At 60.8% G+C, this 20,268-nt stretch carries 15 protein-coding genes, 1 tRNA gene and 1 other RNA gene; 7 read left to right on the top strand and 10 right to left on the bottom strand.

The genetic code is table 11. The features are described 5' to 3' along the window. Window positions 1-133: 133 nt before the first annotated feature. From EOE18_RS08240 to EOE18_RS08230, 3 genes are all read right to left on the bottom strand, one after another. On the bottom strand, window positions 134-637 hold the full coding sequence (locus tag EOE18_RS08240; protein WP_127708191.1) for a DUF3828 domain-containing protein: 504 nt from the start codon (window positions 635-637) through the stop codon (window positions 134-136). A 34-nt stretch (window positions 638-671) separates the two neighbouring features. Continuing rightward, window positions 672-1,102, bottom strand: an RNA gene (gene rnpB / locus EOE18_RS08235) — RNase P RNA component class A. Window positions 1,103-1,237: 135 nt separating this feature from the next. Next, on the bottom strand, window positions 1,238-2,809 hold the full coding sequence (locus EOE18_RS08230; protein ID WP_127708188.1) for an SPOR domain-containing protein: 1,572 nt from the start codon (window positions 2,807-2,809) through the stop codon (window positions 1,238-1,240). A 265-nt stretch (window positions 2,810-3,074) separates the two neighbouring features. Between EOE18_RS08230 and EOE18_RS08225 the strand changes: the two genes are divergently transcribed. The 3 genes from EOE18_RS08225 (at window position 3,075) to EOE18_RS08215 (ending at window position 5,968) form a co-directional block, all read left to right on the top strand. Further along, window positions 3,075-4,199 (top strand): SPOR domain-containing protein, encoded by a 1,125-nt coding sequence (locus EOE18_RS08225; protein WP_164852711.1) that lies wholly within the window; start codon window positions 3,075-3,077, stop codon window positions 4,197-4,199. Further along, window positions 4,183-5,448 carry a DUF418 domain-containing protein gene (locus EOE18_RS08220; RefSeq protein ID WP_246027336.1) on the top strand — a complete coding sequence of 422 codons (1,266 nt, stop codon included), beginning with the start codon at window positions 4,183-4,185 and terminating at the stop codon, window positions 5,446-5,448. Before EOE18_RS08225 ends, EOE18_RS08220 begins: the two co-directional genes overlap by 17 nt. Before the next feature lie 79 nt (window positions 5,449-5,527). Continuing rightward, window positions 5,528-5,968 (top strand): hypothetical protein, encoded by a 441-nt coding sequence (locus EOE18_RS08215; RefSeq protein ID WP_127708179.1) that lies wholly within the window; start codon window positions 5,528-5,530, stop codon window positions 5,966-5,968. Between the two features lie 31 nt (window positions 5,969-5,999). On the opposite strand, the gene der is transcribed toward EOE18_RS08215, so the two are convergent. Continuing rightward, window positions 6,000-7,382 carry a ribosome biogenesis GTPase Der gene (gene der, locus EOE18_RS08210; protein ID WP_127708177.1) on the bottom strand — a complete coding sequence of 461 codons (1,383 nt, stop codon included), beginning with the start codon at window positions 7,380-7,382 and terminating at the stop codon, window positions 6,000-6,002. 232 nt (window positions 7,383-7,614) lie between these two features. On the opposite strand from der, the gene EOE18_RS08205 reads away from it, so the two are divergent. Further along, a complete protein-coding gene (locus tag EOE18_RS08205; RefSeq protein ID WP_127708174.1) occupies window positions 7,615-7,866 on the top strand; it encodes a hypothetical protein in 252 nt (83 codons plus the stop codon). Window positions 7,867-7,953: 87 nt separating this feature from the next. Here the strand turns inward: EOE18_RS08205 and EOE18_RS08200 are convergent, their stop codons facing one another. Next, window positions 7,954-8,262, bottom strand: a complete 309-nt coding sequence (locus tag EOE18_RS08200) for a DUF3297 family protein (protein WP_127708725.1) — start codon at window positions 8,260-8,262, stop codon at window positions 7,954-7,956. Between the two features lie 112 nt (window positions 8,263-8,374). On the opposite strand from EOE18_RS08200, the gene EOE18_RS08195 reads away from it, so the two are divergent. Continuing rightward, window positions 8,375-8,449, top strand: a tRNA-Val gene (locus tag EOE18_RS08195). Window positions 8,450-8,574: 125 nt separating this feature from the next. Here the strand turns inward: EOE18_RS08195 and EOE18_RS08190 are convergent. The 3 genes from EOE18_RS08190 to EOE18_RS18615 form a co-directional block, all read right to left on the bottom strand. Then, window positions 8,575-9,411 carry a tyrosine-type recombinase/integrase gene (locus EOE18_RS08190; protein ID WP_246027335.1) on the bottom strand — a complete coding sequence of 279 codons (837 nt, stop codon included), beginning with the start codon at window positions 9,409-9,411 and terminating at the stop codon, window positions 8,575-8,577. 119 nt (window positions 9,412-9,530) lie between these two features. Continuing rightward, window positions 9,531-9,902, bottom strand: a complete 372-nt coding sequence (locus EOE18_RS18780) for a DNA-binding domain-containing protein (protein WP_246027334.1) — start codon at window positions 9,900-9,902, stop codon at window positions 9,531-9,533. Window positions 9,903-9,921: 19 nt separating this feature from the next. Then, entirely contained in the window at window positions 9,922-10,161 is a 240-nt protein-coding gene (locus tag EOE18_RS18615; RefSeq protein WP_127708168.1) for a helix-turn-helix domain-containing protein, read from the bottom strand. Between the two features lie 110 nt (window positions 10,162-10,271). Between EOE18_RS18615 and EOE18_RS08180 the strand changes: the two genes are divergently transcribed. Then, window positions 10,272-10,661: a helix-turn-helix domain-containing protein gene (locus EOE18_RS08180; protein ID WP_127708165.1), complete on the top strand. Its 390-nt coding sequence runs from the start codon at window positions 10,272-10,274 to the stop codon at window positions 10,659-10,661. Between the two features lies 1 nt (window position 10,662). Next, window positions 10,663-11,061, top strand: coding sequence for a hypothetical protein (locus EOE18_RS08175; protein WP_127708162.1), 399 nt, complete (start codon window positions 10,663-10,665; stop codon window positions 11,059-11,061). A 62-nt stretch (window positions 11,062-11,123) separates the two neighbouring features. Here the strand turns inward: EOE18_RS08175 and EOE18_RS08170 are convergent, their stop codons facing one another. Together EOE18_RS08170 and EOE18_RS08165 are read right to left on the bottom strand one after the other, a co-directional pair. Further along, complete coding sequence (locus EOE18_RS08170) at window positions 11,124-17,090, bottom strand: DEAD/DEAH box helicase (protein ID WP_164852709.1); 5,967 nt, start codon at window positions 17,088-17,090, stop codon at window positions 11,124-11,126. Beyond that, entirely contained in the window at window positions 17,080-20,127 is a 3,048-nt protein-coding gene (locus tag EOE18_RS08165; RefSeq protein ID WP_246027333.1) for an STY4851/ECs_5259 family protein, read from the bottom strand. Before EOE18_RS08165 ends, EOE18_RS08170 begins: the two co-directional genes overlap by 11 nt. Window positions 20,128-20,268 lie beyond the last annotated feature (141 nt).

The following is a 20,268-nucleotide window of genomic DNA, read 5'->3' as shown; positions in this document are numbered from 1 at the left end:
GGAGAGATCTACGAAGAGGCGCTGGCCCCCATGCGGGACCGGCGCCTTTTGTTTTCAAAAACAGATTAGATGCGAGGGTGTTCCCCCCCTCGCGCTCCCATGACCTCTTCCGGCGAAAGGGTCGTCTAACACTCTAATACCGCCCTTTGACTTTCTCCCGCTCTTTCAAAAGTTTGGCATTCGCTTGATCGAGGCCGGCTTGCAGTGAGGGTGTATGCATTTCGGCAATATCTGCGATTTTCCAGAAACCGTGCTCCCGCGCCAAACTAAACGTCGCAAAACCACGCCCTTTGGAATTCCAGCGCCGCAACACCTTCACCTTGGCATGATCGGCATCGCCGTTCACCGACACGACACTCATCACCAACCCTTCGTTATCCTGACAGCCGCAAATAACTTCAGCCTCAAGAAAACCTATTTCCTGCTCCGGCGCATGACGATCCAACATCATCGCCCGATCCAGCCGTTCCGCAAAAAATGACCGATAGGAGCGAGCATCAGGATCACTATCATCACGCAAAGCATAGCGAATAACTCGCTCCATAAACGCCCGCGCGCCGGTTGGTTCCCTTGCCTGCACCGCAACTGGCAACGCAACTGGCATCGCCACCAAAGCAATCGCAATGAACCAACGCATAGGCCCTCCTCCCCACAAAGGAGGAAGCTATCAAAATGTCAGGGGGCTTGTAAGCCGGGTTCTGTGAAGGCCGCCCGTATCAACGAACGTATCGTAAACGACGCGGCGGCCAGCGGCAGCCATTCCTCTTGGCGGCATATTGCTATGCGCGCTCTAGCAACCAACCCGGGCCATTGGCGCGAAACACGCGTGCCTTTTGCAAGGCGTATGGCCCCTATTCGGTCTTGCTCCGGGTGGGGTTTGCCGTGCCGGTGCTGTTACCAGCCCCGCGTTGCGCTCTTACCGCAACCTTTCACCCTTACCTGTGACCCCGAAAGGCCCATCGGCGGTTTGCTCTCTGTTGCACTTTCCCTTGAGGGTCAGCTTACGCCTCCCCCCCGGCGGGCGTTACCCGCCACCCTTGTTTCGTGGAGCCCGGACTTTCCTCGGCAGGGTTACCCCTGACGCGGCTGCCCCGCCCCCTGACCATCAAGCGCCTATCAGCAATGGGCACCATACGCAAGCAAGGCAGACGCAAGCAGGCCGCCGGAAGGGTCCCTCTTCCGGCGGCCTGATACCGCCAACTGCCATCACGAATGGCACCTGCCATGGCGGATAGGTTTAATGCGCGAGGCGGGCCTTGACCGCCATGGCCAGCGCCATCGAACGCGGCGAGATATTTTCCTTGGGTGCAGGGCTGGCAGCCGCCACCTGCTTGGGTTTGTCGGCAGGCTTGGCTTGAACCGCCGCCTTGGCCACCGCCTTGGCAGGCGTTGTGATCTTGGGCGCCAGAACAGCGGTGTGAATGGTCGGCACGCCCACGGCTGCGGGCAGATTGGCGCGGGCAAAGCAAGCGCCCCCTGCCTTACGGATCGCCTCGCATTTGCCCGCCGCCGAAGCGGCATCCAGACCGGCCACCGTCACGCGCCAGAAATCGCGGCCATTGACCGTGGCCTTGGCGATCGAGATGCGCCCTTCCAGCCCCTTGTCCCGCGCCACGGCGGCATCACGGGCACGCTGGGCGTTCTGTTCGCTCAGGAATGCGCCCAATTGCACCATATGATTGCCGCTGCGCAGGACCTTGGGAGCCGGTTTGGCGGCAGGCTCAGCCTGCGCCATTTGAGCGTCGGGCGATTTGGTTTGCGCCTTGGCGGGCTTGGCCTTGGCTTTGGTTTTATCGGCCAGTTTCGCCGCCACCGGCTTGGGATCAACCGCAGGTGCGGCCATGTCCGGCGCGGGTGAAACCGGCGTCATGCTGGCGGTGATAACGCGGAAATTTTCAACATTGGCGCTGCTGGCCACCGGGGCGGGCACCGTGGGCGCCAGTTCGGACGACTCAGCGCTATTGGCCGCCAGCACGGGCGTCGGCACCGCCGTTTCCGCCGCCGCTGCCATGACGGGGCTATCCACCTTGGCCTGCACTGGGGCTGGGGCCGGCGCCAGCGCCAATCGCGCGGGCAGGCCGGTATCCGACTTGATCGCCACGCCCAACAGGCTGGCCACCCGCTCGCGCGAGGCTTCGGGCTTGGCCTTGGCCGCCCATTCGGTCATGCGTGCATCGACACGGTCTGCGGGCAGATCGGTGGAAATCAGATTGCGGGCCTGTGCCCAATCGCCCGCCAGAGCATAGGCATAGGCCAGATTGGCGCGCAGCTTTTCCGAGCCATCACCCGCCTTTACCGCATCGGCCAACAGCGCGGCGCCCTTTTCGGGCTCGCCCGCCAAAGCCAGAGCAAGCCCCAGATCGACCACCGGAATGCTGCCCTTGCCCTGTTCCAGCGTCATCAGGGCGGCACCATCCTGCCCGCTGCCAACCTGCGCCAAGGCCAGAGCCAGCAGAGTGCGGTTGCCCGTATCGCCCAAGCTGACCGCATCGCCCAGAGCGGTAGCGGCAGACAGGAAACGCCCTTCACGCAAATAGATCCGGCCCAAGGCAGCCCTTGCCCCCGCATCACGCGGTTGCTTGGCAACGGCCTGTTCGGCAGCGCTCAATACGGGGCTTTGCTTGACAGCAGCGGCTTTCACGAAATGGCCCACCGGCGCCGTCTTGGCCCCATGCTTATCCGCCGCCTGCGCCGTGCCCGCCAGCCCCAGCGCCACACAGGTCGCCAAACTGATGCGAAGCTGTCTAAGTCCGGCCGCGCCAAGCCCAGCAGACTTGCGGCCACCATCACCCTTGGGATCGTGTTGCATGGAAATGTGTCCCTACTCTTCCCGCCCACGGCGGAACCTCGGGTTAATGTTTTGCAGAGCGCGGCTAACTTATGGTTAACGCCGCCTTGCGGGTTGGCCGCGCAGGTAAGAAAAAAGAAAGGAAGCCATGACAGGATGCGCGCAGATGGTTAAAGCGTCGCTGACAATGAAAACCGGGGCGCAAATAAGGGATTTCTAGGCAATGCAGGGATTTAAGGCCAAGGCAGGGCGAAAGAGCCTTAAGCTGAGTCTAGGGGCCGTTGCAGTGGTTGGCGCCTTTTCCGCCTTTACCATTCCGGCGCAGGCCGATGTCAAGACCGGTGTGGATGCATGGAGTCGCGGCGATTACGCCACCGCCCTGCGCGAATGGCAGCCCTATGCCGACAAGGGCGATGCCGATGCCCTGTTCAATCTGGGCCAAGCCTACAAGCTGGGTCGCGGTGTGCCGCAGGATATGGTGAAGGCCGAAATGCTTTACGCCAAGGCGGCGGCCAAGGGCCATGCGCAGGCGGGCGACAATTACGGCTTGCTGCTGTATCAACGCGGAGAAAAGACCGCCGCCCTGCCCTATCTGCGCGCCGGTGCCGATCGCGGGAACAGCAGCGCACTTTATCTGATGGGCCTGTCCTATTTCAACGCCGATGGCGTCAGCAAGGATTGGGTGCGCGCCTATGCGCTGGAAAGTCTGGCCGCACAGCCCCATGCCGATGTGCCAGCCCTTGGCGTGGCGCAACAGGCGCTGACGCAAATGGACCAATATATCCCGATGGAGGACCGTCAACGCGGCATCGCGCTGGCCAGCGAATTGGCGACCCAGATCGAGGCCAACCGCAACCGTCTGGCCACCGCCACCGCTTTGGGCACGCCGGTTGCCATGGCCCCTGCGGTAAAGGCCCCGACGCCCGCCGCCCGCCCCGCCGCGCGTATGGCCCCGCCCGAAGCGGTGAACCAGCCCGCGCCCGAGGCGGTGCAGCTGGCCACCCCGACCAAGGCCGAACCTGCACCCAAGCCCGCGCCGGTCAAGGCGGAAACCAAGGCTCCGGTCTTGGCCAAGGTAGAGGCCAAGGTGCCGGTCAAGGCCGAAGCGCCCGAAGCACCCCGTGCGCCTGCCGAAAAACCGGTGGCCCCCAAACCAGTGGCAAAACCCGCCCCCGCGCTCGCCGCTGGATCGTGGAAGCTGCAATTGGGTGCCTTTGGCGTTGCGGCCAATGCCGATGCCTTGTGGGGCAAGGTGAAGGCCCTGCCGCAAGTGGCCGGCCATGCCCGCCAGAATGTGCCCAGCGGCAAGGTCAACCGCCTGCTGGCCGCTGGCTATAGCGAGGATGCCGCCCATAGCGCCTGCTCGCAATTGTCGGCCAAGGGTATCAGCTGCCTTGCTGTCAAGGAATAACAGCGACTTACCCCCCTTATCGTCAGAGCGGCTGCCCACGCTGGACTTGCTGCGCGGCTTGGCGGTGTTGGGGATCGTGGCGATCAATGTGGCGGGGTTTGCGGGGCCGAAACTGGCCACGCTGACCCCGTCTTTGTTAAGCGCCACCGGACCCTTGCCTGCGCCCCCTGCGGATGAAACCGCCTTTGCGCTGCTGTTCCTGCTGGTGGAGGGCAAGATGCGCGCGCTGTTCACCATGCTGTTTGGCGCGTCCATGCTGTTGTTTATCGAGCGGATGGAGGCGGCAGGGCGCAACGGCATGATGCTGCAAGCGCGGCGGCTGCTATGGCTCGGCCTGTTTGGCTATTTGCATTATGTCCTGCTGTGGTGGGGCGATGTGCTGTTTGTCTATGCTTTATGCGGCTTGATCGCTCTAGCCTTTGCGGCATGGCCGCCGCGCATGCTGTTGCTGATCGGCGGGATGGGCTTTGTCGGCTGGGCCTTGCTGGGGGGCCTGGGCGATTTGCCGCTGGTGCTGGCCGAGGAACAGGCGAGGCTGGGCGCGCCTCCCGCGCATGATGTGTTGCAGGGCTGGGCCGAATCCCGCTCGGCGGCGATGCAGGATAGCGCGCAAGCCATGCTGGGCTTTTGGCCAATGGCGGCGGACAAGTTGCGCAATGCCCCTTTCTGGCCGTTGGTGATGGCTTTTGCCAGCATGGGCGAAACTTTGCCGCTGATGCTGCTGGGCATGGCGCTGTATCGGCTGGGTTTTTGGCAGGGGCAATGGAGCCGCCGCGCCTTATGGGTTACGGCCTTGGCAGGCCTGGTGATCGGGGGAGCCATGGCTGGCGGCTTGCTGGCATGGGCTTGGCCGCGCCATTTCCCCGCTTTGGCCATGCCCTCGATTCTGGCCTATTGGGCGGGGCCTGAACATCTGCTGATGGCGCTGGCCTATGCCGCGATGTTGCTGCTGGCTGCCCCGAGTCTGGTGAGTCATGCCTTGGGGCAAAGGTTGATCGCGGCAGGGCGCATGGCTTTTACCAATTATATCGGCACCACGCTTTGCCTGACCGCGCTCTGCTATGGCTGGGGTGCGGGCCTGTTTGGCCGGATCGGCCATGCGCAACAATTGTGGCTGGTGCTGGGCGTATGGGTGGCCATGCTGGCATGGAGTAAACCTTGGCTGGCGCATTTCCGCCAAGGGCCGCTGGAATGGCTGTGGCGCAGTCTGGTGGAGTTTCGCGCCCTACCCTTCCGCAAAAACCCGTAATACGCCCTAACAGGCTGCCAAGGCTAATGCGCTATACCGGCAATATCTTGCCGCGTCCCTCGCGTGAAAGCGATCTGCCATGACCACCATTTCCAGCGCGACCGGTATCACCTCGGCTCTCAACGCCACCTATAAGCAGTTGAATGCGTTGAAAGCTGCCAGTGGCAGTCTGGCCAGTGGTTTGAGCAACAGCGGGTCAAGCACCAGCACAATCGCCAGCGCGATCAAAAGCACCAATGCCAGCAACCGCGTTGCCACTTTGCTGGGCACCGCCAGTTCCAGTTCGGCAAGCAGCGCCAGCACCCTGCTCTCCACCGGCACCAGCAGCGATGCAACCGCCATGGCGCAGACCATCACCGCGCTTTACACGGCGGGCAACAAACGGGTCGCCAGCCTGCAGGAGCAATTCGCCGGCGCCACCGCCAGCAACATGACCGACGCGCAAAAAGCCGCGCTCAGCACGTTGATGCGGCAAGCGCTGAGCAGCCAGTCGCAGAGCCTGATCGCTCTTTCGGCCTAAAGGGGCGCATCGCGGCGCCCCCTTCGAGGCGTCAGTCCTTCTTGAACGGATTTTTGGGCATACGCAGCGTCAAACGCACCGGCACCGCATTAAAGCCCAGATCGCGCCGGATGCTGTTGGTCAGATAGCGCTCATAGCTCTTGGGTAGGGCATCCAGACGCGTGCCAAACAGGATGAAGCTTGGCGGACGGGTCTTGGCCTGGGTGATGTAACGCAGCTTGATCCGCTTGCCACCGGGCGCTGGCGGCGGATTGGCCGAAAGCGCGCTGTCGAACCAGCGGTTGAGAGCGGCGGTAGGCACGCGCTTGCTCCATGCCGAACGCAGTTCAAACGCCGTGGCGATCATCTGGTCCAGCCCCTTGCCCGTGCGCGCCGAAACCGCCAGCACCGGCAAGCCCTTCACCTGCGCCAGACCTTCGTCCAGCGCGGCGCGAATGCCATTGAACAGGCCCGAGGCGTCCTCGGCCACGTCCCATTTGTTGATGACAATCATCAAGGCGCGGCCTTCTTCCAGCACAAGGCTGGCGATCTTCAGATCCTGATGCTCCAGCCCGCGGGTGGCATCCAGCATCAGCACCACCACTTCGGCAAAGTCGACCGCATGGCGCGCATCGGCCACGGCCAGCTTTTCCAGCTTTTCCACCACCAGCGATTTCTTGCGCATACCGGCGGTGTCGATCAGGCGGATGGGGCGGATTTCGTCGGTCTTGGGGTCCTGCCATTCCCAATCGATGGCGATCGAATCGCGGGTAATCCCCGCTTCAGGGCCGGTCAGCAGGCGATCCTCGCCCAGCAGGGCGTTGATGGTGGTGGACTTGCCCGCATTGGGACGCCCCACGATGGCCAGCTTCAATGGCGCGCGGTTGAGCGCTTCCTCGTCCTCTGGATCGATGGGGGGAAGGCCTTCCTCCTCATCATCCTCGTTGAAGAAGGGCAGCAGGGCCTCGAACAATTCGGCCATGCCTTCGCCATGCTCGGCGCTGATGGCCACGGGATCGCCCATGCCCAAAGTATAGGATTCGTAATAGCCACCCTCGCCCGCGCGGCCTTCGGCCTTGTTGGCGACCAGAATCACCGGCACCTTCTGTTCACGCAGATAGCGGCCGATTTCATCGTCCAGCGGGGTGATGCCATGGCGCGCGTCGACGACAAACAGCGCGACATCGGCGCCTTCCAGCGCGGCCATGGTCTGCATACGCATACGGCCGGAAAGGCTGGTGGGATCTTCCTCTTCCCAACCGGCGGTGTCGACGATGGTGAAATCCAGCCCCAGCAGATGCGCTTCGCCAAAACGGCGGTCGCGCGTCACGCCGGGCTGATCGTCCACCAACGCCAGCTTCTTGCCAACGAGGCGGTTAAACAGGGTGGACTTGCCGACATTGGGTCGGCCGATGATGATAACTTGACGGGACATGATTGCAGCCCTGCCCCCAAGGCAGCCACTTGGCAAGCAAAAGGGCGCGTGCCTGCCGTCCCAAACTGCGAAATTCCGGCAAAGGGCGGGTCTAAGCCTGCCCCACCGAAGCTTTCGGAACCAGAGCGGGATTCTATCGTTAACTCCATAGCAACCATGCTTGGGGAGGCATCCCTAACCGAAAGCTCCGTAATATTTACCTATGACGCAACGCACTCCCCTTCTGCCCCTGGTGGCAGCCAGCCTTTCGCTCGCCCTGATCGCCACGCCGGTGATGGCCCGCGAATCCATTCACTTCACCGATGTGACCAGCGGCCGCACGGTTAAACTGGCCGCAGCCACGGTGGCCGCCAAGGAAAACCATGCCCCGCTCAGCACGCGCAGCGCGCCGTTGAACGCCAATGCCGATTCGGCATCGGAGCACCCCAATCCCGTTAACGATCCCATTGGCGACATCATCGCCCGCACAACCCGTCACCGCTAAGCTGGCAACGAATCAGTAAAGTCGACGCGAAAGGGCCGGGAAAGCGGATGCTTCCCCGGCCCTTCGTGTTTGAACGCCAAAAAGAGATCAGAGCTTGGCCACGGGCGCGTCATCGCCCAGATCTTCATACCATGCCTCGACCGGACCATTGAGCTTGATGGTCAGCGGGTTACCCTTGCGGTCCATGCTCTTGCCCGCCTGAACGCGGACCCAGCCTTCGGAAATGCAATATTCCTCGACATTCTTGCGCACCACGCCCTTGAAGCGGATGCCGATGCCGCGCTGCAGCTTGTCGACATCAAAGAAAGGGCTGGTGGGGTTGATCGCCAGGCGATCGGGGGGACAATCGGCGCCGGTGGAGGCGACGGGAGCGGGCGTGGTGGTTTCTTCTGTCATGCCCATGCGAAATAATTTGCATTACCCACTTGTCAACGGAAACAAACCCCTTTAGAGGCGCGGCTCCCGGCAACGAAGACGCTTCGACACGAAGCCAACTTCACCAGCCAGCGGGCGCGTAGCTCAGTGGTAGAGCACACCCTTCACACGGGTGGGGTCGCAGGTTCAATCCCTGCCGCGCCCACCATAAAACCCTCTGAAACAAGGGGATTTTATGGAAACGGATTTTCCCGAAAGAATTTTCAAAGCGGAAAATAACGAGAACAAACGCCTCATTTCGCATCGAGCCCGTACAAATCGCGTACACGGCCATCACGCTCTCTCCTTCCTTTTGCTGGCGCCTGCGCTGAACAGAGTCAGCTTGGTACGCTCCTCGGCGGCCCGTAGGCCGCGCAATTGCGCCTCGTGAATTTTCTCGGCCGTCTGCTCGGCGTGGGTATAAGTTCTGCGCATCAGACTGGTGTCGGACCACCCCCCGAATTCACCCGCAGCCTTCTCGTCGATGCCCTGCCGCACGTTCATTTCCTGACCGAAGCCATGTCGCCCGGCGGCGTGAAATGGCAGCAGATCGATGCCAGCCAGTTTACAGGCCTTGGCCCAACCCTTTCGAGGGCTTGATCGGTCTGCAAAACCGAAGACCCTCAGATTATCCTGTGTGCGCTCGAACCCGCGCGGATAAAGTCGAGGCAGCGACGCCAGTTCCCTGACCAATTCCTGCGGAACCGTGATCCAGCGGTCATCGTGCCCTTTGGCCGCCGGGATGCAGACCATGTTCTGATCCAGCCTCAAATGACGGTCGGGATGCATCGCCACGGCCTGGCTGATCCGCGCCCCCGTCATGAACATGAACATGGCCAGTGCAGCGTGACGCCGCGGCGCGTGCTGGCGGAATTTGAGCAGCCATTCCCAGCTTCCTGGCGTCTTCTTGACCCGGCTTTTTCGACCGCGCTTGAGATCCTGTGCGACTCGCTCCTCTTTGGAATAGCCCTTGATGCGAATCGGGGCGCAGTGGCCAAGGTCATGCGCATTGTTGATGACAGAGCGAACGGGCGTCACGACATGGCGCACCCACGTGTCTGCCGATGCCTTTGGGTAGAGTTCCCCGCCCAGTTCACGCACGAGTTTGGGCGTAATGTCTGCGACAGCCATCGAGCCAAGCTTGGTCAGGATTGGAACGAGATACCCAGCATCCGCTTCGCTCGGCTTGTAGAGAAGCACAGCATCAGCGAATGTGAACTTGGCAGGCGGCTGCGTCTCAGCATCCTCGCCTAGGACGTGGCGACGTATTTGCCTCTCTTCCTCGGCACGGCACCAGTCCCACGCGCCTGCTTCTTCAGATGCTCCAGTGCTGCATCGATAGTAGTCGGTGATGGGAGCGCCGAGATATTCGACGCGCCCGCGCGCCCACCACGTGGGGCCTCTGCGGAACGGTTCGAGGGGCATGGTTTGCGATATTCCAGAATTTGGTCGATCTGATCGGCGGTAATGATCATGTTCCGCCCGAGCCGGTGGAAGGCACCGATGCGGTTGGCCTTCTCGCGCAATGCTCGTTCGGAAATGACGAGACCCCGGGTGGACAGCAACTCAACCCATTCGCTGGGCGGCTTCCCGGAATCGAGAATGGATGAGAGGACAGCCATTCCAAGAGCTCCTCATTGGTTAGTTTCTGGGATCGGGGTCTTGCGCGGAACTGGCCAGGGTGAGCCGCCCCATCGGGGTTGACCGACCTGCGGCGGCCACGAAGTGGTTTGCCACATAATCTTCGATGGCGGTTTCCGGCAGAAGGAGCCGACCGTTGACGCGAATATGGGAGAGCAGACCCCGCGCGACCATGCGACGGACGCGAGACTCCGGCCAACCGCTGCGCGCGGCCAGCTTTGGCAGTGTCAGCAATTGCATGACTAGCACCTCTGTAGTAGTTTATGATTGGAGTTTGGCAGAAACTCACAATTATTGGAGTAACTCATGTTTGTGAGTTTCGTCAAGGCGGAATCGTGCACGGGTGCAGGATGAGCATCGGCGCGCGTTTTCTGGAGATCCGGAAGGCCAAAGGGCTTAAGCAAACCGATGTCGCAGAAGCGATCGGCATTTCGCACGGCGCCTTGGTCAATTATGAAAAGGGGCGTGAGCCTCCGGCCTCGGCGATCCTCGCCTTCAGCCGGGTTTATGGCGTGAGCGCAAACTGGCTTTTGACCGGCGAAGGACGGCCTGATGCCGAAAGCCTGGACAGTATCTATGCCCGTTCAATCGCGACCGCTTGGGCTTTCCTGAGTCGCGGTGGCGACGATGTGGAACAGGACGCCCTTATCAAACTCGGCGGCGCGCTGTTTCAATACCTGCTGGAGCATGGCGAGATCAGCCCTGCCATGAGTGAGAAGATTTTTGCCCTGAGCGCCTGAGATGAACGACAACCAGTTACCACCGATTGCCGACGAACGCCTCATAGCTGCAATGAAGGCGGTCAATCCTCCGGTAGAAAAGCTGATGGCTGACCGCCTCGCGCTGCGGCAGGAGATGAGGCAGGCAAAGGATGAACTCGAACGCGTCCGTCATCACTTGATCCCGAGGTACATTGGCATCGTCAAAGCCATAGCTCTTGGGGCGGCGACCTTGGCTCTTATCGCCTTGGCCCTCGCCCTTTTCAAAGGCCTCTTCGAGGTCAAAACCACAGCCACCCTCTTTGCCTCCCTTTTGCTGCCAATTTGGTTCGTCGATCATGCCGAAAAGCAGTTTGGTCGCTGGGTACTTCATCGCAACGGAACAGCCAAATACATTGAACAGCCTAAACGCAAGAGATGATCAGGACGGCTTGAATGTGCATACTACTTCACTGGGTAGAAAAACTCCAAACTGTCCCCCTATTACCTGAATTTTGTTATAGCCAAGTAACTTTCGCCAGATCCTGATACCGCCGCATTTGAACGAAAAAGTTCACTTGCTTGCACGGAAGGTGGCCCGCGGAAGTCATGTCTCGGCGGATTGCCTACGATGCGCCAGTAACCAAAACCCTGATCAAGCAGGATGATAGCCTTGCTCCCGTCTGCATACTCCAGTTCGAGCTTCCGCCCGTGAATGGCGGTTTCGGTCACCTCGAGGGCAACATCGAGACCAAGCTTTTCACCCAAGAACTGCGCAACGTCCTCACGGTCGCCCTCGTGATCCCAGTCATTGAAAATCCGATATGGCACACGATCTTTCTTCAAGGGCTGTACAGCCACGTCGACTTCGACTGTGTCGCCGGCCTTCAGCTCTGCGGCAAGAGCCTCGCAGGTCCGAAGGAACAGAAGCATGGGCAGCGGGGCATTGAGGTAGCGGTCTGAGTAAGAAATTCGAACCAGCTGGCCCGGATGCCAGATGCCTGCGGCCTCCATTTGCTGCTTCAGTTTTGCGCCGAAGCGCTTGCCAAACTGTCCAACCGGGCATTGGCCAAATCCAAGCATGACCTCCACCTTGTCCCCGGGAGCGACTTGGCGCTCGAGGTCGTCGGCAACGATCAGAGTGAAGGGCGTCGGCGGATTGACGTTACCGGCAACGACAGCATGGGTTTCACCAACCCCCCATCGCTCGCCGGGTTGCGCCGCATTCTCGTCGCGTGAAAAGAAGCCTTTCGCACCATCCTGGGAGACCAGTTCGGCGATCCGATGGTTGCCGAAACGGCCTCCTGCAGCTTCGCCCCGTGCAAGCCGGAAGTCGTTGCGTACTGCCGTGTCGCGCAAGAACCGGCGCTCCACTTCAGCCAAGCTATCGAACGATTTGCGGGATAGAACGAGCGTCATCGGCATGCCTCGGGCTGAGGCAGACGAGAAAAACGTCCGCATCTTGATCGAGGATAGTTCGGCAAGGTCGAATGCGTCGGGCAGGAATACCGTTACGCTATCCCCGCTACGGGCGCGTAGCAGAATTGTGTTTGCTGCATCGTTGACAGCCTTCGCATCCGCAACGGCCCGGTCCTCCTCAGGCAACTCGGCATTCGTCTCAAGGAAGGCACGGACAGCGATCAACGCTGCGTTGCGGTCCAGGCGACCTTGCTGTTTGTAGAGATCAGGCGCCAGCACACAGGCCGAGCACCCCATTTCGCATTCCTTGGGGCAATCGAGAACATGAGAGGCCCGTTCAAACACATGATAGATGTCGTCGAGCAACCTCGGAGCATACCCGGCGCCGCCAGAGGCTTCGTCAAACAGGTAAACCGAAGGCGTCTTGCGGCCCAATTGGCCATCCCTTGCAGCTACTGAAATTCCCAGCTCGCGTGGCTCAATGCCAAGCCAGCGGGCGAGACTTTCACGCAGAGCGGCGCCGAGTGCCCAGGCTGCGCCGTCGCTTTCGAGCCCCGGCAACTGGACTTCGACCACGTCGGTCAGAACTTCGTGCCCCAAAGCCAGGGCACGCGTGATCGCGTACCCTTGATCGTTGCCCGGACAACGATCAATCGCCTTCTTGTCGCGTGACGTAAGCGGCCGGTGATCCTTAAGCGCGTCAGTGCCGGCTTCCCCGGCTCGTCCGCACTCGAGGCAAATCTCGTAGCCCTTGTCGTTAGGGCCGCGCGAATGGTGGTAGATGTAGCCATCGTGCGAAGCACGGATGCGGCCACTGGTCGGCTGCAGCAAGGGTTGCCACAAGGCGTCTCCCACGCTGACCTTTGGTGACTTGGGCTCGATGTAGACAGCCTGATCGGTGTCCGCATGGGGCTGCGCGTTCCAGTCGACCCTGAAGCCGGCCGGCTCGAGGAATTGCTCCGTCTTGACGTTCGGATCGCCGCAATGGTTGCAGCGCTCGGGCATCTGGTGATCGGAGCCGGCCCCGCCGCATTGATCGCACCACCAGGCCCAGCGCAAGTTCTGCGGCTCCCGCTGGCCGCTATCAATCGGGCTCAACCAATTGAGCGTTACGCCGGCCGACTTCCAGACGAGGCCATCAACCACAACCTCGGCACCTGGAGCATATTCACGGATTGCAATGTCGGCATTGCGGGTCGGGCATTCATAGCGGCGATCCCGCGCACCCTCCTCGTCCGAGCGATGGCGCTCCTGCGCCTTTTGCGTTTCAGCACACAAGGTATCGAAGGGAACCACGGCTGTAGGGAACCCGCTTCCCGGGATCAGGGAGCGATTGGCCAGCTCTTTCAGCAGGAACTCCTTGCACAGGCGCCGCGCCTGGAACTCGATTGCCTTCTTTGCTGGTCCATCAAGCGCATCGGCATCGTCCTTCAGGCGCTCCCAGGTCCGTCGGAAGTTTGCTGCCTCCTGCTCGAACATCGCAGCCGTGTGCTCACGGATCGCGGTATCGAATTCGAGACCAGTACCCTTCAGCAGGCGTTTGAGCCCAGCGTCTGTATTTGCAGCAGTGGTGGGCAGTCGAACCCATTCGCAGAAGGCGTCCACGGGCGGCAGCGCTTCGAAAGGTCGAAGGTCGGCGCGACAGCCGAAAAAGTCGCCAGTCTTGGTCCGCGCGAACTCGCCGTCCACCTCTCGAAACCATTGGGCGAGCAGATAGGCGTTCGCGTGGCGCTGAGCGATACGGTCGGAATCGAGAGACACGCGCGGAGATGCGAGCTTGCGGCCAAGGTAGCTCGCAGGATCGGCGAAGGTTTCCAGATCGAGCGGGGTGTTACGTGCAATCGTGAGGCTTGTCGAAAACCCTTGGCCCCGTCGACCCGCTCGACCCGCGCGCTGGTTGTAGTTGGCAATTGAGGGCGGAACGTTGGTCATCAGGACCGCCTCAATCGAGCCGATATCGACGCCCATTTCCATCGTCGTCGAGCAGGCCAGGAGGTTGATGTCGCCTTGCTTGAACTGCTCCTCGAAATCCCGCAGCCGGTGTGGAGGCTGCTGTGCACTATGTTCTTCGGCACGCAGATAGGGAGTCGCCAGCGCTGCCTGGTCATGGAGGTGAGTCCATAGATGCAGGCCGCGTAGGGACCGCACCTGCTCGTCGTCAGCCAGCCAGTCAGTCAGACTTTGCTTGGCGTCGGAATTGAGCGGCCGGGTATGCGGTAGCTTCGGGAATTCGATTTCCGCGACCACCTTGCCGTCGAACCTTCCAGTTCCCGTGGTGACAAGGTTTGGCGAACGACCGAACACGAGCCGGGGCAGCACCCGCCGCGTTAGCGGGCATTGCCAGGTCTTGGTTACGGCTTCGATCTCTGCGTTTTTCTCGAGGCGCAGACTGAATGTGCCGCCGACACCGGAGAGAAGCGGCCCCATTTGTTCCCACGCTGTGCGAAGGAGTTGATTGATTTTGTGGCGATCGCGCGGATCCGAGATATCCAAACCCAGGGCGGTAGCAAGAATGAGGACGGCAGTCGGTTGCCCACCTTTCGTGTTAACTGAGGGCCAGAGGATATCCCTTTTTGAACCGGGGGGTTGATCAGGTCCGATCACATTCCTGGGACGCGCCCGACCGGGCATCCAACGAGCGTCGCCGTCGTCTACGTCCAACGCAAAATAGCTTCGGAGATAGTCGACCATGAAGTAGAGGAAATCGCGCCAGTCCTCGATTGAGTAACCTTTTGCGGCAACGGCCTCGGGCAGCTTCTCCTTGCCGATCCGTTCGATGTCCGGGAAACGCAAGCGAGCCAGACCCAGCGTCTCCATGGCATTGGCGTTGCGCGGTCTGCGGGCGAGTTCACGCAGCAATATGAAGCGCGCAAGTGCTTCACGATTATCGTGATAGCGCTCGCTACGGTCGAGGTCCCAGACTTTCGCCATCATGCCGATTGTCGGCTCCGAGGCTAGAGCCGATACCAGTTCCTTCCACGCAATGCCGGCTGCGCCGCCACCGCTAAGCTCGGCGTCGATCTTTGCGATGTCGTCTTTGAACGATGGCATTTCATCTACCAAGCTCGCGAGCTTGGCGCGCTTCTGGATTAGCTCCTGCCGTCTCTCCTCGGGCAAGTCGCTGCCTTGCGCCGCCTTCTGCACCGCATGGTAGATGAACCCGCGTACAAATCCGCGCTCGCCATTGGTCTCGATGTTGGCGGCAAACCGGGCCGTGCCCTGTCGACTATCGGAGAAGCTGATCAACTGGCGACCGTCGAAAGGCAAGGCATGCTCTGCCTGGTGCGGTGAAACACCCTCCAGGAGGATTGGCGCCGCATTCTGGGTCAGGAACGGCGTGCCGAAACGGAATGACAGCATCGCGGGCCGTCCATGGCGCTTGTTGCTGAGACAGGCCGGGCAACGCCCCTCGTTCAATTGCGTCAGCGAGAATTGGCTTGTGTCGTCGGTCAATTCGCCGCTGAGGACGTCAAATCCAACAGGCGTCGACTGAGATTGCGCGTTGATAGCGATCAGGCGCGGATGCCCGATGCCCTCCGGTTGCCGCTCTTCCTCCTCGTCTTCGTCATGGTCCCGATCGCGGTAACTATTTTCGCGAAACTCATCGGTGTCTTGATCGCTGCGCCGCGGCAAGACCCTGTCCCCCAGATCGTCCGCAGGCAGGAACGGCTCGCCACAATCCGGGCAGCTCTGGATTTCGAACACCAGCGACTGGCAGTGTGGGCAACTGTCCTTCTGATCAAACAGGACCGGGCCGAATGGCCAGCCGTCCGGCCGTGTGCCCCCGGTGCAGCCCGGATTAATGCAGGTCCACAGGCCAGGAATGGCGCGTGTAAAACTGTGCGCGCGCATCGGCAGCACCGGCCTGATCTCTTTGGCATTGTGCGCAGACAGGTCGAGCAGGATCTTCTCTGCAGACGTCGTCACGGATGACAGAGATGAGATGGTCTGCGGCTTCTTTTCGAGCATCTCGGCCACTACGCGGGCCGCCGGATCGTCGGATGCAGTCAGGACCTTCGAAAGATCCACCGGTTGCGGCTTGCCGATTACGACATGCGTGCGCTCAAGCGGGACGCCAGCGATATCGGAGAGGAAGCGCTGCAGTGAAGCGACTGCATCCGCGTCATCTGCCGACCCGATGGTGGCTGACGTTGCTACAAATCGGACCTGATCGGGCGTCACATCGAACGCATTAATGACGCGCCGAAGCAGCAACGACAGCTCCGCAGCGGCTGAACCGATGTAGCTATGCGCTTCGTCGATCACGATCCAGCGCAGCTTGCCCCTGGACGCATCTAGTATCTTACGGTCCTCACGCCGGATCGTCATGTATTCCAGCATCGTTTGGTTCGTGACGAGGATGGGGGGCGGGTTCGCCCGGAGGGTCTCGCGGTAAAGAACCTGATGCGGGACTTCGTGCTCGGCCTTGTCGCGGTTTGATTTCCGCGCTGTTCCCATCAGTCCGTTGTAGAGGGCGAAGCGCACATCGCCGGTGAGCGGCTTGGTCCAGGCCGTTAGACGCTTCTCCTGGCTCGCGATCAGCGCATTGAGCGGATACAGCATGAGGGCTCGCACACCGGTCAGCTGACCCTCTGCTTCAGATGCGCGGACCAGATCATCAAGCAGCGGAACGAGGAAGCACTCGGTTTTGCCAGAACCGGTTCCACTAGAGACCAACACAGATTGCGGGTCTGCATTGCCCAGAAGCTCCCAGGTCCTCAGCTGGTGGGCATAGGCAGGATAATCGAACCGCAACTCCGCATCGGGCGTTTTCGTGATTGCGTAGATCGTGCGCGGATGAAGCAGTGAAGTGAGTTCGTCCGGGCGCTTGCCCGACGAAACATAGCCGGGTGCTGCCTGAAAGAGCTGTTCCGACAGCAAGGCACCCTTGAAGGGATCCGTGCCGGCGAGGTTCTGCCGGAGAAAGGCGTTCAGGTCCTCATGCCTGATTCCAGCACGAGACACGACCGCTTCTGCGAGGCCAGCCTGCAAGCGCCGATGGACATCCATCGGCGACAGACGGGTAGGCTGGGACACATCATCAGCGGTCATTCTTGAGCTCCGTAAGGGCGTAGCCATAGGCCTTGGCGAAGAATGTGGGATGACGTCGCTCGACGTCTTTCACTGTTAGAATCTGTACCTTGTCGAGCGTGATCCGCCCCATAGCAGCCAAGGCTGCGACAAAAGGGGCGTCGAAGACGCGCATAAGGGATTCGAGAAAATTTTCCTTCGGGAGTAGCTCCCGGAAAGCGGGGCGAAATGGATTGAAGCCACCGGCATCTGTGCTGATGCCCTCGCTCGTGTGGTCGGTGAAGTGACTACGCACGTCCTCCCAGGTCGACGGCGAATAATCGCGGCAAATCAGAGGAGCCAGCTGGGGAGCACGTGCTGCGATTTCATTCTGGCGCTCAGTGAGCCTGGTCAATGCCCACTGGGGATCGTCCAGCCGGGTAACGAGATAGTGCCCCTGAGCCTGGAAAGCTGCGTCCCATGCGCCGTATGGCAAGAGGATCCAGCTCGAGCAAAGCCCGTCGAACAATTCGAGAATGGTCGACAGGTGCTGTTCTTCGCAGCGGTACAGCAGCAGGGGAGCAAGTGCACCGGCGTAAACCAATTTGCTGAAGATCTCGAATGTCTGCGGTGGGAGACCGTTGAGCGACAAGGCCAGTTTCATGACCACCTGGATCGTCTGACCGGCCTCTGCCGTCGTCGGATCTTGCGCTATATCGGTAACGAGGGACTGCAGGTCCTCTTGCGCCTTAAGGAATGGCTGGGCCATGGCCCGGCCGAGCTGGTGCTGCGGAACTTCGGGATCAGGGTCACCTGAGATAAATTTTGGCCTAGTGAGGACGCGGGAGCCCTCACGAAGATAGACGAGCCAATCACCTTTGAGGCGCGGTAAGTGAATGAGCTGGCCACCAAGGCCACTTTGCAGGCCGTCGTAACTGCCAAATTCGAGCTCTTTCTCGGGAGCCCCAAGTGAGCGGCCACATACCCTAACATCCTCACCGACTATCGCGGTTTTCGGGCGCAAGCCTCCGTTTGGCTCCCGCTCGAGACTGTTGCCAAACTCTGTTACATACCAGTGGTCATTGCTCCCGTTATGAAAATCGAGCCTGACCTGGGCGTCGATGCCAAGGGGGCGCATGAGAGCTGCAATGTCCGTTCGCAGTGCGGACAAGCCAAGTTCCCGATCAATTCGCCAGTTGGCGTCCAACGCAGCGTCAGCATTATGGGCGACTTCCCCCATCAGGATCGAAGTCGAGGGGGCGCGTGCAACCGTGTCACGAAGATCGGCCAGGCCAAGAACTGCGTCGCGCGGGAGGAGATCTCCGTCCCAGGTTGTGAGCCATTCCTTCGATTGGAGCGGAACTTTAAGATCGAACGCAGCAGTTTGAGCGGCAGCCAGGCGTAAGGTCAGCAAGGCCCGGCGAGGAGGATCGATCCGTATCCGCCAGCGGTGCTCCGAACTCGGTGCTTCGTCGCCAAGCATAGCGGCCCCATCCCAACCGCTCAGCTCGATATCGGAATGTGTCCCGTTGCTCCGCTGCGTAAGCTCAAAGTCAGCGGGCAGAACGAACGCAGTCAGCCGATCGCGCACATGACCTGTTGCACCATCAAGCCAAGCGAATTCACACAACCCGGGTCCTGCAGTGGCTAGGTCTTCCGACCAGCTGCGTTGGCCTACAATCCGCCAACGCACCTCTCCCAGAGATGCGACCCGGTGTGAAAGACCATCTGACACCTGCGCATGGAGCGGGTGCTTGAACAGCTGTTCGCCATCAGGCGTCTGTACCCCGGAAACTGCATCGGCCACGATCGAGAGCCGGTCTTTGCGGTCCGCACTCTGTCCGGTTCGCACAAGGAAACTGTCGCCGTTGCTCTTCTGAGCTATGATTGTGCCCGTGCACCGGTAAAGACAGCGCCTTGGAGCGAAGGCAAAATCTTCGGGCTCAATCTCGGCGTTGCCGTCCTTACCTCGAACTGACCAGTCCTCAGGAACATCGATAAAGACAGGCTCCGCTTTGTAAGCGCCGGAGCCTTGGCCGATGAGAGCAAAGGTTGTGCGCTGGGCATCTGTGCCGCGCGGTTCGAATACACGCAGCCCGCTGCTCACGGGCTTACCGCCAGGCAGCATAAAACTGCGTGCCAGCCGATCTCCGCGTGCGTGAAATTCGGCCGTAACCGGAAGGTCGAATGGAAACTCGATTGCCGCTTCGCTTCGCATCGGCCTTGCGATCCAGCGGTTTGCGTCCTCGTGCTCAAGATAGGCAAGTCGGCCAGAAATTCGGTCAGCCAATCCATCGGAAGGCTGGAGGAACACGCGAATGTGATCGCCGGACGAAAGCAACTGGTCCTTGTCGTCCCACCGTCCATCGAGGTGGAAGTCGAGGCACTCACGCCAATCTTCGCCATGCTGAGACATCATCCGGCCAACGCGAATGCTGCCGCTGCTGGAGAGCTTTTTTGCTTCCAGCAGCGTATCGATCAGACCCGCCGCCGCCCCATCCAGGGTCATTGGCAATTCATCGCGCCACTCCTCGTAGGCCTGGTCCAGCCGCGCCGAGTAAGGACGACCATTGGCCGGCACTTCCTTGTCAACGAATGCGCGTAATTCGACAATCTTGAGCGCCAGCTCACCGCAGATCGCGTACATTTCCGGGCTGCGCCAGATCGTCGGCAGCAGGTATTCGTTCCGCTCACAGATGGCGACTGCGGTGCCGATGTCCTGCACGTCAGCGCCCAAAAGCTCGCCAACAGCCCGTTCGAGAAACTTTCTTGGCCAGCTTGCGCCGCTCGCCATCGCGGCGGCCGGAAAGCCGCCTTGACGCGCCAGGTTAGACAGCCGCTGATTCCCGTGAGAAGTAATCAACGGTTCGACGCCCCAGGCGCGAAACCCCTGGTCCGCCAGATCACGCCATTCGCCTTGCGAGAGGTGCAGTCCCAGTACCTTTTCGATGTCAACCCAACGTTGGACGCCGCCCTGATAGGATCGCCGAAACCAGTCCGCGGCCCAGAGAACAAAGGCTGGTGCAAGCGAGGGACGTTGCCAATCAGAGGGGAGGCCCAACGATAGCTTCTTTTCCATGCGCTCAAACATTCTGGACTTGTAACGGCTTTGTGCCGGTCACCTATCTCACTATGCCACCTTGGCCTCGAATGCGAGGGGGCTGATGCCGCCCAGATATGAATGGCGCCTACGTGGGTTGTAGAAGCCGTTGATGTACTG

Source organism: Novosphingobium umbonatum (assembly GCF_004005905.1).
In the GTDB taxonomy this organism is placed as follows: domain Bacteria; phylum Pseudomonadota; class Alphaproteobacteria; order Sphingomonadales; family Sphingomonadaceae; genus Novosphingobium; species Novosphingobium umbonatum.
The sequence above is the reverse complement of the archived record's forward strand: the minus strand, read 5'-3'. Positions and strand labels throughout refer to the sequence as shown.

Excerpts from the sequence above, each read along its gene's own strand:
- EOE18_RS08240 (WP_127708191.1), bottom strand. The coding sequence starts at position 637 with ATGCGTTGGTTCATTGCGATTGCTTTGGTGGCGATGCCAGTTGCGTTG.
- EOE18_RS08230 (WP_127708188.1), bottom strand. The coding sequence starts at position 2,809 with ATGCAACACGATCCCAAGGGTGATGGTGGCCGCAAGTCTGCTGGGCTT.
- EOE18_RS08215 (WP_127708179.1), top strand. The coding sequence starts at position 5,528 with ATGACCACCATTTCCAGCGCGACCGGTATCACCTCGGCTCTCAACGCC.
- der (WP_127708177.1), bottom strand. The coding sequence starts at position 7,382 with ATGTCCCGTCAAGTTATCATCATCGGCCGACCCAATGTCGGCAAGTCC.
- EOE18_RS08200 (WP_127708725.1), bottom strand. The coding sequence starts at position 8,262 with ATGACAGAAGAAACCACCACGCCCGCTCCCGTCGCCTCCACCGGCGCC.
- EOE18_RS08190 (WP_246027335.1), bottom strand. The coding sequence starts at position 9,411 with ATGGCTGTCGCAGACATTACGCCCAAACTCGTGCGTGAACTGGGCGGG.
- EOE18_RS18780 (WP_246027334.1), bottom strand. The coding sequence starts at position 9,902 with ATGGCTGTCCTCTCATCCATTCTCGATTCCGGGAAGCCGCCCAGCGAA.
- EOE18_RS18615 (WP_127708168.1), bottom strand. The coding sequence starts at position 10,161 with ATGCAATTGCTGACACTGCCAAAGCTGGCCGCGCGCAGCGGTTGGCCG.
- EOE18_RS08180 (WP_127708165.1), top strand. The coding sequence starts at position 10,272 with ATGAGCATCGGCGCGCGTTTTCTGGAGATCCGGAAGGCCAAAGGGCTT.
- EOE18_RS08175 (WP_127708162.1), top strand. The coding sequence starts at position 10,663 with ATGAACGACAACCAGTTACCACCGATTGCCGACGAACGCCTCATAGCT.
- EOE18_RS08170 (WP_164852709.1), bottom strand. The coding sequence starts at position 17,090 with ATGACCGCTGATGATGTGTCCCAGCCTACCCGTCTGTCGCCGATGGAT.
- EOE18_RS08165 (WP_246027333.1), bottom strand. The coding sequence starts at position 20,127 with ATGGAAAAGAAGCTATCGTTGGGCCTCCCCTCTGATTGGCAACGTCCC.